This is a genomic window from Candidatus Poribacteria bacterium, from assembly GCA_026706025.1.
GTDB lineage: Bacteria > Poribacteria > WGA-4E > WGA-4E > WGA-3G > WGA-3G.
Map to the genome: position 1 here is coordinate 25,596 of JAPOZO010000049.1, position 15,111 is coordinate 40,706.

Sequence of the window (15,111 nt, forward strand, 5' to 3'; positions counted from 1 at the left end):
GTTATGTTCCGGGTTGTTGTTGCTGTTTAAATCGTTCAATCTCTGCTTCTACATCCGACAAAGATTCATTTTCGAGTTGTGTGATGACGCGTGCAGTCTCTTGTAAAAGCTCCTCGCGTAGCTCCTGATAATCGGCTTCTGAGAGTTTCCCTGTTTCATAATCTTCATCGAGATCCGCCAACGCTGCGTAGCTGCTTTCACGTTCCTGAAAAAGCACCCGCCGCCGTTCTTCAATAGCCTCTTCGGACGTTACAGCATGTTGTCCACCCGTTTTTGAGAAAATTGGAAACCCCAAATAAACGAGAAGCAGGATTCCAAAGATTACCATCCATAAAAGCAGAAGAAAAGACATAAAAGACCTCTCTGAAAACCACGCGTGAATGCTATTGTACACGAAAAAATTGCTGAGTTTAACTTTCCCGCCTATACCTTTCCAGTTCAGCTTCAACCTGCTGTACGGTTTCATCAGAAACTTGTGACGCTGACGCCTCACGCGCGCCTGCCGCCGCTGTTTTCTGCCTTGATCCGGTTGATCTCCGCAGCACAACAAAGACAACCCCTCCAATAAGGATAAGTATGATAACCGGCATAGCATAGGCAAGGAGGTTAATACCTTCTACGGGCATGACCGCATAATATTGCGGTCCGTAAGTGTCAAGATAATCCGTGCGAATCTGCTCAACGGTCTCGCCAGCAAGTAGCCGATCGCGAAAATTGTTCTCAATATTCATTGCCGTGCCGCACGTACACACTTCAATTGTCTCCCTTACACACCCGCAGTAACAATAGACTGTAGTGAGCAGTTCCTCTAAATCGGACGCAACTGTGGCATCCTCCACGCCCTTCGGTTCTGCGACCTGAGACTCCCCAGTCTGTGCGTACCCAGTGACAATAAAACTACAAACGATGAGAAGCACAACAATCGAAATAAAATTAAGAATTAAAAATTCATTAGACGTTATAATGCGCTCAAATCTTCCAGTTTTCACCATCTTATGCCTCGTTTATCACGAGTCTCTACTGCGTTCAGATTTCTCGGCTATCGCAACAATTCCACCCAACACCATCACAGCAACACCAATCCAGACGACGCCAATCAGAGGGTTGTAATACGCCTGAACGTTCACAACACCTCCTGTCTTGATATCTCGTGGAACGTTGGCAAGGGCAACATAGAGGTCATTCATACCGACGTGATGGATCGCTGATTCCTTGGTAGGTTCCTCATCCGGCTTCGCCCTGTAGTAGGCGTGGAGCGCGGGTTCCATTGTTCCTATTCGTTTTCCGTTCTTGGCAACATCAAAAATAACACCACTCCGAAGATAGTTCGCGTGTTCTTTCTCAAACGAGTCTATCATTGTCAGTTTATACTTGCCTACTTCCATTGACTCACCGAGTGTCATACTTTTGGATTCCAGCAGAAAATAGCCTTTCGATCCCATAATGCCGATATAGAGGATAACGATGCCGATATGGATGATGTAACCGCCGTATCGTCTCTTGTTACGCTGGATAAGGAGATTCAAGCCGTTGACGAAGGAGGTCTCTTGTCGTTTCGCGCGGAGTTTCGCACCCCGATAAAATTCTGCAAAGATTGCGGCAAGCACAAAAACGGCTGCAAAACTACAGAGCACTGAGTACAGCGGAAAAGTATATCCTATTAATGCAAGGAATCCCCATGTCAGAGCACCGCCAATTAAACCGATAACAAGCGGCAATAAAAACATGCGTCGGAAGTTGTTCGCAGTAATTTTCTTCCATGAGATGATTGGACCAGCACCCGTCAAGAACAGAAGCAGCAACCCCGGAATAATCACAACTTTATTGAAAAACGCTTCAGGAACAGAAGATTTTTCACCATTAATCGCTTCGGAGATGATCGGCCACAACGTACCCCAGAGGATAATTAGGGTTAACCCGACAAGGAGCCAGTTATTCAGAAGAAAGGCACTCTCACGGGAGAGAAGGGACTCTAAACGATTCGCACTCTTAAGCCGGTTCCAACGATAGACGATGAGTCCGATAACCCCGGCTGTTGAAGCTAAAATGAAACTCAGGAAATACCCACCAATACCCGATCCACCGAAAGCATGCACCGATGTGATAATTCCGCTACGCGTAATGAAAGTCCCCAAGAGTGTAAATTGGAAGGCAAGGGTAATCAGGAGGATATTCCAAAGTTTGAGCATATTCCGCTTCTCTTGGATCATCACAGAGTGTAGATACGCGGTCCCGAGGAGCCACGGCATAAAAGAGGCGTTTTCGACGGGATCCCATGCCCAATAACCGCCCCAACCGAGTTCTTGATACGCCCAATTGCCACCAAGCGTGATACCGATAGTCAGTATGATCCATGAAAATAGCATCCATCTGCGCGAACGGAGTATCCAACCGCTGCCGATTCTACCAGATGCAAGCGCACCAACTGCGAACGCAAACGGGATCGTCAGGCTAATCCAACCGATATATAACGTCGGTGGATGGATCGCCATGAGCGGCGTCTGGAGAAGCGTGTTCATTCCTTGACCATCGGCAGCGACTTGCCCATTGGGGAACCGAGCGAGTGGATTGTAAATGCCGTCTACTAAACCTGTGACAAGGATGGTGAAGAAAAGCTGAACAAGAGCGATCGGAATCAGGGAGTAGTCTGCTAAGGTATCCTGCGTCTGTTTGTTACGCTGGTAGTTCTGATAGACAACAATAGCACCGCCGACTGTAAGCAGCCAGAGCCAGAACAAGAGCGAACCGGACATGGCACCCCAGAGTGCGGTGATTTTATAGAGTAACGGTTGTGCCGCGCTTGATACCTCAAATACATAGCGCATTGAGAAATCATCGGTCAGAAAACCGTAGATTAATGCACCCGTCGCGATACTGATAAGGATGAAGGTGGCAACAACGGCGTTTCTACCGCTCTGGATGGCACGGGCATTTCGTATCCACAGCCCGAAACTCAGGAAACCGATTGCCCACAAACATGAAAGCACAGAGAGGTATATAGCGGCTTGTCCGATTTCCGCAGTCATGCGTTTCTGTGCCTCCTCAAAAAGGTATTGTTGAACATACTGCTAAAGTATTATGCATTTCTTAGTCTGAAGCATACGAAGTTTCATCTGTAGGCACGGCACTTTCTGCCCCTTCATATTTTGAGGCGCATTTCGTCATGAGTTTAGTCGCAACAACGAGGTTCTGTGTTGCGTCGTATCTACCTTCAACGAAAACGCTACCGCCATCCTTAAAGTTATCCGGTTTAAGCCGATCCTCGTAAATCACGTTGACTGTCGCCTCAGTCTCGCGGTCCTGGACAGCAAAGGTGAGTTTAAAATTGACGGTATCCCATTGGGAACTTCCGTCTGCGATGAGACCATCAACTTGGACCAGTTGATCGTTTGCGCTGCTCGCATCTGCCACAAGCGCAGCGGGTGTGAAATGCCGCATACTCTTTTCTTTTGTCATAGTCAACACTAAAATCACAAAACCACTTAGCAAAATAACACTCGCAGCGACCACTTTGAGTCTTTTCTGTTTTTGCACCTGAGCATCCTCCATTAATACGAATCAGTAGGCGCGACTTTTAACCGTACTGATGAGATAAAACCTTCTCTTTAAAATAATACTTGATTTTACATGCAAAATCAAGTTAAAATAGTATTAAATCAAAAAATCGTGTGGAATCCCACGTAGCAATACGCCTTGTGAAATCTGAAAGCAGATTACCAACGAAAGGGAAGAAAAGAATTGTGGAAACTTTCGATTTCCACAACTGTCTTCGTAAAATATGAAACTCAATTGGCAGCACCATCCATGGGCGGGTGTATTCCCGGCAACGCTCTGTCCCTTTCATGAAGATGAATCAATCAACGAAGCCGGATTGCAGCAATACATGCAAGAACTCGCAAGTGTTCCTGGCATAAAAGGGGTCGTCTGCAATGGACACACCGGCGAGATCATGTCTCTCCGCCTTCATGAAAGACAACAAGTTACACGGATTACCGCCGAAGCCGTCGGTGACCGGGTTAAAGTCGTCTCAGGCGTTAGTGCCGAAGGGAGTTTGCCAGCGATTGATGATGCACTCGCAGCGAAGGAAGCCGGCGCGGATGCTATCCTTTTAATGCCCGCACATCACTGGTTACGTTTCGGTAGGACACCTGAAACCGCAGTCGGTTACTTCCAAGATGTTGCCGAAGGCGCGGATATACCGATTATTGTTCACCAATATCCTGCATGGACAAAGGCAGGGTATAGTCTTGAAGAGATGCTGGAGATGGTGAAAATCCCACAAGTTATCTGCATCAAAATGGGGACCCGCGACATGGCGCGCTGGCGATGGGACTACGAACAACTTAGAGAGGCTGCATCAGATGTTCCTATCTTGACCTGCCACGATGAATATCTGCTCGCTTCGCTGCTTGAAGGGAGTGACGGCGCACTCATCGGATTTGCTGGATTTGTACCAGAACTTATGGTGGATGTTGTCCACGCCGCGCTAAATGACGATCTCATCGGGGCACGCAAAGCACGCAGTCAAGTGGATTCATTGGCACGGATCGTCTACAACTTCGGTGAACCCAGCAGCGACGCACACCAGCGAATGAAATGCGCACGCTGGTTGATGGGCAGATTCCCATCAATGACAATGCGCCGACCGCTCCGTCAATTGTCCACAGCCGAAGTAGATAAAATCCGAGCAAGCCTTGAAGCAACTGGCTATCAGTGCGTTCACTAAATCTTCGGTGTAGTTTGCAAACCGAAAACTTGCTGTTAAAAGTTTGAACGCGTTCACCACTCAGTACGAATTAGCACTTACGCAGCTGCTTTGTAAGTCCTTTGATAAGGCGATTTAGGGGTTAAAAATCGAAAACCTCGCGCCGTGTGCTAAATTTGCGTAAGTCCTGCGAATATTATATGATAGAGTTGGAGGGTCGGAATGTCAGGTCTAAAATACGCTCTGATCGGACACGGCAGACGTGGTGCCGCGCATCTATCAACAGCCGCGACATTAAAGAATACCTTTGACATCGTTGCTGTATGCGACGCACACCAGGAATCAGCAGAAATCGGTGCAGCGAAAGTTGGCACTAAAGCCTATACAGATCTCAGGAAAATGGTTGATGAAACCTCGCCAGATGTCTGTGATGTCGTCGTGCCTGCGCCGCTACATCATATCGTCTCCTGTTACCTCTCTCGATGTGGTATTTCACACAACGTGGAGACTGGACTCGCACCGACACTCGGTTTGATGGACATGATGATCGCCGACGCTGCCGAAAATGGCGTGAAACTCCAGACATCAGAGAACTTTCCGTTTGTCCCGGTAGAACAGTTCGTCTGTAAACTCATTAAGGAAGGGGTCATCGGAAACATTCATAAGTGCCATCGACTCTTTTCTACAACAGGCTACCATGGACTCGCCGCAATACGGTGTCGTATGAATGCCAACCCGAAAGCAGTCAGCAGTATCGGACATACGATGCCTGTCACCCCTTACGTCGACCGGGCAAAACGAGATTTTAATCGCGAAAACCTTGAGTTTTACGCCATAGATTTCGATAACGGTGGACTCGGCATCGCCATGGTAGGGAACAAGAATGGATGTCTCGGACGAAATAAACTCGTCGGTTTTGAGACGTGTGGTGAGCGCGGTACGATCATCACTAACGGGAACCAAGGTGCTACTGGCGGTGAAACAGTCAATGTCTGCACAGACGAAGACCTTACCCAAAACGCCGGCAGAGCGCAAACATACGAATTTCAGAGAGAATATAATGCAGACAAAACACTGCACCGTATCTTTGTAGAACTCCCGGCATCATTAGGGGGTACTGTTGAGTGGGTAAATTCTTATCAGCATACGAGCATTTCAGAGACAGGTATCTCGTTGGCAACAATGCTTGACGGTATTGCCCGCGCAGTTCGAGAAGATACACAACCGATTTGGACAGGAGAGATGGGTAGAGCCGATCAGGAAATGGTGATTGCTGCGCACCGATCCATCCAGACAAATCGACAACCTATCCAGCTTCCACTTGAACCTGATCCTATTGAAGAGGACGCGTTTGATCGCAATTTTGAAACTCAGTTTGGTGTCCACCCGCGCGCGGACATCGAAAAAGCGTTACAGGTTAATTTCAAGGCGCGTTAGTTGAAGCAAAGATTGCTTATAAAGGAAAAAATGAAAGAAGTTAAAATCGGATTTATCGGATGCGGCGGTAATGCCAATGGACACATGAACCAACTGTCGGGCATTGAAGGCGCAAGAATTGTCGCCGTGTGCGACGTTCAGGCTGAACGCGCGCAAAGTGCAGCCGAGAAGCATAATGCGGATCCCTACACCGCTCACCAAGACCTACTTGAACGTGATGACTTGGAGGCAGTCTATCTCAGTCTCCCTGTTTTCGTTCATGGACAACCAGAACTCGACGTTATTGCGCGTGGCTTACCGTTTCTCGTTGAAAAGCCTGTTGCCATTAATATTGATATTGCACGTGAAATCGAAGCGGCGGTGAAAAAAGCCGGACTCATAACATGCGTAGGTTACCAACTCCGTTATCTCGGTTCGACGCGAATAACGCAGCAAATTCTAACGGATAAAACGATTAACATGGTGGTCGGCAAGTATTGGTGTGGAAGTGGTCTCGGTAGCCCAGATGGATGGCTACGACAAATGAACAAATCCGGCGGTCAGTTGGTCGAACAAGCAACACACACAATTGACATGATGCGCAATCTTGCCGGTGAAGTGGAATCGGTCTACGCGATGCAAGCAAATCGAGTGCTAAAAGAAATCGATTGCCCAGACAGTAATAGTGTCGGACTTCAATTCAGCAACGGTGCCATCGGTTCACTGACAGCCGCTTGGGCGTATGCACGCGACTGGTCAAATGCCAATGTCTTGGATATCCTATATGAACAAGAATTATTGAATTGGAATCCGTCAAGAGTCTCAGTACATGAAGATGGTGAATGGGTGGATAAAACAGAGCCGGGACCGACAATCGACGAAGTTTTTGTAGAGGCTGTCCGTAGTGGCGACGCGTCTCCGATTTTGAGTCCGTACAGCGATGCCGTCAAAACACTTGAAATATCGCTTGCGGCAAATCTCTCAGCACAAGAGAAACGGTTAGTAGAAATTTCTTCACTATAGTAGAAGGGGTTTGTAACCCCGAATCCACTGACAATTCCAAGGTAAAATTATGTCAAAAAAATATCGGGTCGCAATTGTTGGGTGTGGTGGTATATCTAATGCACACGGCAACGCGTGGCGAAATTTGCCGGAGATTGAAATTGTAGGCGCGTGCGATGAGAAGTTTGAATCGCTTGAGCGTTTTGCTACCGAATATAACGTTCAGAACACTTACAACGACCTCCGACAGATGTTAGAGAAACAGGAGCCAGATGTTCTGGTAGTCGCCACGTGGCCCTCACGCCATCTCAAAAATGTGCTTGAGGCAGTGCGGTGTAATGTCAAAGGTATTCTTGTTGAAAAGCCAATTGCCGTTAACACCACGCAGTTGGAGCAGATGATTCAAGTTACAGAAAACGCCAATATCTTACTGATGGAAGCGTTCATGTACCGGCATCACCCGTTGACGCTCGCCGTGAAACAGAAGATTGAGGAGGGCGCGATTGGGGAAGTACGCTACGCGCGCTCCACTTTTTCGACAGGACTCACGGATCGACAGAATTGGCGATTGAGAGGTGATCTCGGTGGCGGTGCTGTCATGGATTTAGGATGTTATTGTATTAACATCATCCGTTATCTCGTCGGACGAGAACCGCAGTCCGTCTGGGCAACAGGCAAATTTGAACCAATTAACAACGTCTGGGAAACACTGATCGGAACCTTAGATTTTGGCGATGGTATTACCGGGCAATTGGATTGCAGTTTCGGTTGGACGTGGCGTGAATCCTATGAAGTCGCTGGCACGGAGGGTATGCTCTTTGTTCAGAGCGCATGGGGCAATTCGGAGGGTGAGGCACATTTCATCGTGAATGGTGAAACTTTTAGCGTTAGCGGCGTGAATCCTTACGCCGCTGAAATCTTGGACCTCTGCCAAGCAGTAGAAAACGGCATGCCGACCCGATTACCGATATCAGACGCGCTCGGAAATATGCGAACCATCGATGCATTGCACGAATCCGCAGGCACAGGTCAGTGCATCAAGATCTCTGTGTAAAGACTTCAGAATAGTTAGCAGCAATCGAGGGATTAATCATTAACCATCGACGGTCTCACTCGGTAAAAGGGTGTTGTGTTCATCTTGGCGTGTTAAAAAGCCTGCGCGACTTGAAGAATGTACAGAATTAACAGAAAACCTGCGCGGAATGTAGTGGAGCGCAGCCCAGGAGGCCATAAATTAAAAAATGTTTGAACAAATAATGAAGTATCCCATTGACGTTTTTCGAGAGGGAGATTTCTCGTTTGGGGTACCGCTACCAGGGCTTCTAATTGCCGTTCTACTTATCGCGCTTGTTGCCGCTACTATTTGGGCATATCGGAGTACACAAGGACGTATCAGACGCGGGTTCCGCGGGTTTCTTATCTTTCTTCGCGCCATCGTGCTCTGTCTAATCGCCTTTTGTCTACTCAAACCGTTTCTAACAATTTACCAGTCAAACCCTGATGATTCCTACCTATTGGTAATGGTTGATCGTTCCAAGAGTATGCAGATTACCGACGCTACCGATTCAGCACCACGCCTGCATCGGGTCAACGATCTACTCTTTGCCGAGAATGAAGGACTCCTTGAAAAACTGAACGCCAAATTCAAAGTACGCCTTTTTGCATTTGACACTACAGCAAAACGTATTCCTGACGGAGCATTGACGAGCGCGAACGGAGAAAGCACAGACATTCCCCAAGCATTAAACGAAGCACTTGATGACCTACAAGGAATCCCTCTCTCTGGTGCCGTCCTTTTAACCGATGGCGTAGATAGAAGTGGCACTGACATCACCAAGTTTGCGATGCAAATTCGAGAGCGAAAACTGCCTATCCACACTATCGGTGTCGGGGCAGAAGAAGGCAATCCAGACCTTGAGATCGTCAAATTGGATGTGCCCCGCACCGCAGAAGAAGATTTTCCCGTCGAAATATGGGCTACCGTAAAACGGAAGGGATTTAGCGGCAAAAAGGTTAATCTCCAATTAACAAGCGAGGGACGAATACTGAAAACAGAATCCGTTGACTTAGACGAAGGGCCCTCTTGGATACCGCAAATCGGTGGAACAGACGCTGCTTCGGACGAAAAAACAAAACGCGTGGGGCTTAAGTTTACACCGCGCCAAGCCGGAACCCAAAAATTTGAGGTGCATGCAGCCTTGGGAGAAACGGAAGCGGTACCACAGAACAACACAAAAACATTTTTACTAAAGGTTGCCCCGACCAAACGTGTGAAAATCCTGTTTGTCGATGGTAAGCCGCGCGCTGAATTTGGGTTCATAAAACGGACGCTGAAAAAGGATCCCAACGTCCAATTAACCGACCGGATCTTGACAAAACTCTCAGCTGATGGCAGCAGAAATTATCTCGGCACTCGCACCACAACATCGCACGATTTTGATTTTTATCCAGATGATAAAGAGACACTTTTCGACTTTGATGCTATCATCTTAGGCAACGTGGATGCCTCCCAATTTACACCCGCGCAACTTGAAAATACACTTGAGTTTGTACGCACCCGCGGCGGTGGATTGCTAATGTTAGGCGGTTCAAGCTCTTTGGGAAACCACGAACTCGCTGGATCCTATATCAATACACCTATCGCACAGTGCATCCCCGTAGAAATAGAACTCGGATCCCCGCCAGCACTAACAACACCAAGACGACGGACCAGATTAACCACAGGTTCACGGTTCTCTGCGAAAAACGAAGGATATAAATTGCAACTGACACCAGACGGGAAAGTCGAAAATTTGATGGCGTTGGCGGATACCCCTACCGAAAATATGGAACGTTGGGCGAATCTCAAACCGCTTGTAGGCTATAGTAAAGTCAAACGTGCCAAGGCAGGTGCGCTCGTTTTGGCGGAACATCCAACTGACCGGAATGAATTTGGAAATCGAATTCTCATCGCAACCCATAATTACAACGCCGGACGCGTGATGGTTTTTACGCCACATACTTCATGGCGATGGCAAATGCTCAAAGACTCCCCTGAAGATGATAGCCATGAACGCTTCTGGAGACAGACCGCCAGATGGTTGACAACCGCACCAAAAGAACACATTAAACTTGATATCGCAAAAACAGCCTACACATTGAAAGAACCTGTCGTGATTGAGGTTACCGCTACCGATAAACAATTCCAACTGACTAACAACGCAAAAATTCGAGCTATTGTTGTTGACGAAGCAGGCAAGCGCAAAGAATTAAAACTTGAGCAGGTCCTTGGTAGAGATGGACTTTACACAGCACGCTTTATTCCGAATCAATACGGTGAATACACTGTCACTGCTACCGGTACCCTTGCTGGTGAAAACCTCGGTGAACAACAGACCCTTTTTGAGGTAAAAGCATCTTACGCCGAATTTAGTAATGCTGAACTCAACATTGCGCTCCTCAAAACGCTTGCTGAAGGGAGTGGTGGGAAGTACTATGCGACGGAGGAGGCAGCCCAACTCGTGAATCAGATTCCACTCGTCGAAAGCGCAACCTCAAAAATTACGGATGTTGACATCTGGAATATCCCGCTTATTTTTGGTGCTGTGATCGCACTCCTCGGATTTGAATGGTTCTTAAGAAAACGGAGCGGTTTGGTATAAAACATCAAAAAAGGAATGAAAGCATGACACAACAAGAACTTCACGAAATCACGCAGGGCATTCGTTCACCGGAACAGGTCTCCATGACGTTGGCAGAATTTCTTGAGAACGATATAGACGGATATGAATACGTTAAAGGAGAATTAGTGCCGATGTCCCCACCAACGAGGATACATAGTAAGATTAGTGTTAACGTTATCCGGTATTTGGATCAGCATGTGCGTGAGAATCAGTTAGGGGAGGTCCATGTAGAGGCAACTTTTCAGGTGGGTGCACGCGGGCTGAAGCCAGATGTTGCGTTTGTGTCAACTTCCGGGTTGGATGGAGACGAAAACACAGGTTTCCTGATACCGCCCGATTTGGCGATTGAGGTGGTTTCACCGACAGACGTTCAGTGGCGTGTTGTAGACAAAGCGTTTGCCTATCTGAACGCCGGAACCCGCCTTGTCTGGGTTCTGGATCCGCGTTCTAAAACGGTGACGGTCTATCGCTCTGAAAACGACATGGCACTGCTCATGCGCGAAGACACACTCACCGGTGAGGGTGTCGTGCCGGGGTTTACCTGTCAAGTTTCTCAACTCTTTGAATAATTGTGCCCTAAATAAGGAAAACCATGAACAATTCTTACAAAAACGTGATGTTTGTCATCGCTGACGATTGGAGCCGTATCGCAAAGTGCTACGGAAATGACGTTATCCGAACACCAAACATTGATGCATTTGCGGAACGCGGTGTCGTGTTCGACCATGCATTCTGTACAAGTCCCTCGTGCGCCGTGAGCCGTGCATGTATTCTCACCGGCCAACATAGCCACACACATGGACAATACGGACACTGCCACGGAATACACGGATTTCGCACGCATGAATATATGCAATCCGTCCCAAAGATCCTGAAAACACACGGATTCGCTACGGCATGTATCGGAAAGAAACACGTAGAACCAGAGAGCGTTTACCCCTTCGATTTTGAACCAAAAGTTAACGCCCGAAGCCCTGCGGACATGGCAACAAAGGTCACACAATTTCTCAACGAGAATACAGATACGCCTTTCTATCTCCATATCGGCAGTACGCATCCGCACCGCGCAGGCAAAGGATTCGGAAACGATCAGACACCCGCAGGTATTGAACCCAGTTCCTATACACCCGATGAGATCATTGTCCCAAATTTCTTGCCAGACGTACCGGCTGTCCGTGAAGACCTCGCAGACTATTACGAAAGCGTCTCGCGATGGGATGCTGTCGTAGGTGCAGTTTTAGATGCACTTGATGCTTCTGGCCGTGCAGACGAAACCCTCGTTTTTGTAACAACCGATCACGCGATGCCATTTCCCGGTGCGAAGGCATCAAGCTTCGATAGTGGACACCACTGCCCACTGCTGATTTCCAGTCCTACGCAACAGAAACGCGACTTCCACAATCAAGCACTCGTCAACTGGGTAGATTTCTGCCCGACGATGTTAGATTGGTGTGGTGTTACGCACCCCGATGGAGAAAACGCACTTCCGGGTAGGTCAATTCTCCCTATTCTTGAAGATGACAGCGCACAACCGGGCAACGGTGAATGGGAAGAAACCTACTTCTCACACTGTTTTCACGAAGTGACGAACTACTACCCGTATCGCGTCTTACGCGGCAGACGGTATAAATACGTCCGTAATCTGGCGTACCAACTGGAGACACCACTCCCAAGTGATCTGTTCCGCTCGATTTCATGGACAGCTGTACGTGATGACAATGTCCAGCAACTCGGAGAACGCCAGCGTACTGATTTTCTACAACAGAGCCGCGAGGCGTTGTTTGATATCCAGAACGATCCCGCAGAGTCGCGGAACCTCATTGATGTACCAGCGTTACAAGACATCGCCAACGAGATGCGCCGAAAAGTCATCGAATTTAGGCAGAAAACTGAGGATCCGTGGCTTGAGCAATCCTTCCAAGAAGGCGAAACACAACCGTTTTTCACCTAATAGCCGTCAGCCATCAGCCATCGGCTGTCAGAGGGAATGATTGTCAGTCGTCGGTGTGTAACCTCGCTTCTCACGTGGATACCACAAAACTCTCTTGCTGAAGGCTGATAGCCGACAGCCGATAGCCATTAACACATGCAAAACTACGACTTAGAAGCAATGAACGCCCGCATCCAAGCCGATAGCGGGTTAGTTCAGCAGATACTCACAGAAACAGGGAAAATTATCGTCGGGCAAACCGCGTTATTAGAGGGACTAATTATCGGGCTGCTTTGTAACGGGCACATTCTACTCGAAGGCGTACCCGGACTCGCCAAGACAACCGCTGTCAGCGCACTTGCGCAGACCATTGACGCTTCCTTCAATCGTCTTCAGTTTACTCCTGATCTACTGCCAGCAGACCTCGTCGGCACACTCATCTACGATCAGCAGAAAGGCGATTTTTACACGAAAAAGGGACCCATTTTCGCCAACGTTATCCTCGCAGATGAGATCAACCGCGCACCCGCTAAAGTGCAAAGCGCGCTCCTTGAAGCGATGCAAGAACGGCAGGTAACGATTGGTGGTACGACGTATCCACTTGATGACCCGTTTCTCGTTTTGGCAACCCAAAATCCGATTGAGCATGAAGGCACCTATCCACTACCAGAAGCACAAGTGGACAGATTTATGCTAAAGATTAAAGTTGATTACCCCTCACATTCAGAGGAATTACAAATCCTTCGCCGGATGACAACTGAAGAAATCGCTACAATTCAACCGGTGATTTCTCCGGAAGATATTATTAGGTTCCGAGAGGTTGTCCGAAACATCTATATGGCGGAACAATTGGAGAATTATATCGTCGATTTGGTGTGCGCAACGCGCGCCCCAGAAGCGTATCAGTTAGACGAACTCAGGACACTCATTGAATACGGTGCCTCGCCACGCGCGACGATCTTTCTCGCCTTTGCGGCAAGAGCAAGAGCGTTCCTTTCCGAGCGCGGTTATGTCACGCCAGAAGATATTCACGCCGTCGGTATGGATGTACTAAGGCATCGAGTCATCATCAGTTATGAGGCGGAGGCGGATGGACGTGATGTTGAAAGTATTATCACACAGGTGTTCGCAAAACTTGAGGTGCCATAAACGTCTACTCCTGCGTCTGTCCAGCAACAGCCGATGCCCGCGCGCCTACACCCAACACTGCTAAAAACCCTTCCGAATCTGCATGATCAAAGTCACCGATATCTTCCATAGAGGCTGTCTCCTCGGAATAGAGTGAATGCGGTGCGCCCCCTGCAGCATAGAATGCGACATTTCCCTTGTAGAGCGCCACTGTGATAGTCCCACTCGCCAAGTCAGTCAGCGGTTGAATCGAAGATAGCAATGCCTGCGTCGCAGCATCAAACCAGTAACCTTGATAAATCTGTTCAGCGATTGTCGGTGCAACGTTATCGAAGTGTCGGCGCGCACGTCTGTCTAAAATCAGCTGGAGCAGATACTCATAACACTTTCCAAGCAATTCCATCCCTGGCGATTCGTAAACGCCGCGGCTCTTAATTCCAACAAACCGATTTTCAACGGTATGAATACCGATACCAACCCCATTTCGTCCACCGATACGATTCGCCTCTGTCAGACTCTGAAGTGCTGTGACAGGGCTTCCGTTGACTTCAACAGGTGTCCCACGCGCAAAGGTAACTGTAAAGTGCTCGACATCATCAGGGGCATCTTTCGGATGGACTCCCATACCCGGACTGATAAAACCTGCCGGAGTCTTCAGCGATTCGAGCTGCCCGGCTTCATGCGTAAGTCCGAGGAGGTTGGCGTCGGTTGAGTAGGGCTTCTCGTGTGTCGCAGTAATCGGTAGGTTGTGTGCTTGGCAGAAGTCTATCATCTCTTTTCTACCGCCGAACTTTTTCAGGAATTCAGCATCTCGCCACGGGGCATAAACCTCGAAATGCGGATTAAGCATATTCGTAGCGAGTTGAAACCGAACCTGATCGTTGCCTCTACCCGTTGCGCCGTGCGTTAAGATAGAAACACCGCGTTTCTCCATCTCCGGCAGCAGTGCTTTCACTGTGACATGTCGCGCGATACCTGTCGTATTCCAGTAACCACCTTCATACATTGCTTGGCACTGGATAAGACGGATACCATCTTCCGCAAGGGCATCTTTCGCGTCTATAATAACAGCCTCTTCAGCACCACACGCCAACATTCGTTCCTTGATTTCAGAAACGTCTCGTTCGTCAGGTTGTCCGAGGTCAGCCGTAAAGCAGACAACGTTGACTCCGTTATCAACCAACCATTTGGTGATGGTGCAACTATCCAAGCCACCCGAAACAGCAGCTCCAACTGTTTTCCCTTTCAATATATCAATATTCAAAAGC

General features: G+C 48.3%; 13 protein-coding genes. 8 read left to right on the forward strand and 5 right to left on the reverse strand.

What is annotated here, in order from left to right:
- Position 1 precedes the first annotated feature (1 nt).
- From OXH00_09990 to OXH00_10005, 4 genes are all read right to left on the reverse strand, one after another.
- On the reverse strand, positions 2-352 hold the full coding sequence (locus OXH00_09990; GenBank protein ID MCY3741337.1) for a hypothetical protein: 351 nt from the start codon (positions 350-352) through the stop codon (positions 2-4).
- Between the two features lie 58 nt (positions 353-410).
- Complete coding sequence (locus tag OXH00_09995) at positions 411-992, reverse strand: cytochrome c-type biogenesis protein CcmH (protein MCY3741338.1); 582 nt, start codon at positions 990-992, stop codon at positions 411-413.
- A gap of 15 nt (positions 993-1,007) precedes the next feature.
- A complete protein-coding gene (locus OXH00_10000; protein MCY3741339.1) occupies positions 1,008-3,026 on the reverse strand; it encodes a heme lyase CcmF/NrfE family subunit in 2,019 nt (672 codons plus the stop codon).
- A 61-nt stretch (positions 3,027-3,087) separates the two neighbouring features.
- Positions 3,088-3,534, reverse strand: coding sequence for a cytochrome c maturation protein CcmE (locus OXH00_10005; GenBank protein ID MCY3741340.1), 447 nt, complete (start codon positions 3,532-3,534; stop codon positions 3,088-3,090).
- A 244-nt stretch (positions 3,535-3,778) separates the two neighbouring features.
- Between OXH00_10005 and OXH00_10010 the strand changes: the two genes are divergently transcribed.
- The 8 genes from OXH00_10010 to OXH00_10045 all read left to right on the forward strand — a co-directional run bounded on the left by OXH00_10010 (position 3,779) and on the right by OXH00_10045 (position 13,864).
- Positions 3,779-4,726, forward strand: a complete 948-nt coding sequence (locus OXH00_10010) for a dihydrodipicolinate synthase family protein (GenBank protein MCY3741341.1) — start codon at positions 3,779-3,781, stop codon at positions 4,724-4,726.
- Positions 4,727-4,927: 201 nt separating this feature from the next.
- A complete protein-coding gene (locus OXH00_10015; protein MCY3741342.1) occupies positions 4,928-6,142 on the forward strand; it encodes a Gfo/Idh/MocA family oxidoreductase in 1,215 nt (404 codons plus the stop codon).
- A gap of 30 nt (positions 6,143-6,172) precedes the next feature.
- Positions 6,173-7,144 (forward strand): Gfo/Idh/MocA family oxidoreductase, encoded by a 972-nt coding sequence (locus OXH00_10020; GenBank protein ID MCY3741343.1) that lies wholly within the window; start codon positions 6,173-6,175, stop codon positions 7,142-7,144.
- 49 nt (positions 7,145-7,193) lie between these two features.
- Positions 7,194-8,177 (forward strand): Gfo/Idh/MocA family oxidoreductase, encoded by a 984-nt coding sequence (locus OXH00_10025; protein MCY3741344.1) that lies wholly within the window; start codon positions 7,194-7,196, stop codon positions 8,175-8,177.
- A 187-nt stretch (positions 8,178-8,364) separates the two neighbouring features.
- On the forward strand, positions 8,365-10,764 hold the full coding sequence (locus OXH00_10030; protein MCY3741345.1) for a hypothetical protein: 2,400 nt from the start codon (positions 8,365-8,367) through the stop codon (positions 10,762-10,764).
- A 23-nt stretch (positions 10,765-10,787) separates the two neighbouring features.
- Positions 10,788-11,354, forward strand: coding sequence for a Uma2 family endonuclease (locus OXH00_10035; GenBank protein MCY3741346.1), 567 nt, complete (start codon positions 10,788-10,790; stop codon positions 11,352-11,354).
- A gap of 23 nt (positions 11,355-11,377) precedes the next feature.
- Positions 11,378-12,736, forward strand: a complete 1,359-nt coding sequence (locus OXH00_10040) for a sulfatase (GenBank protein MCY3741347.1) — start codon at positions 11,378-11,380, stop codon at positions 12,734-12,736.
- Between the two features lie 135 nt (positions 12,737-12,871).
- Positions 12,872-13,864 carry an AAA family ATPase gene (locus tag OXH00_10045; GenBank protein MCY3741348.1) on the forward strand — a complete coding sequence of 331 codons (993 nt, stop codon included), beginning with the start codon at positions 12,872-12,874 and terminating at the stop codon, positions 13,862-13,864.
- 4 nt (positions 13,865-13,868) lie between these two features.
- On the opposite strand, the gene argG is transcribed toward OXH00_10045, so the two are convergent.
- Positions 13,869-15,107, reverse strand: coding sequence for an argininosuccinate synthase (gene argG, locus OXH00_10050; protein ID MCY3741349.1), 1,239 nt, complete (start codon positions 15,105-15,107; stop codon positions 13,869-13,871).
- Positions 15,108-15,111: the final 4 nt, after the last annotated feature.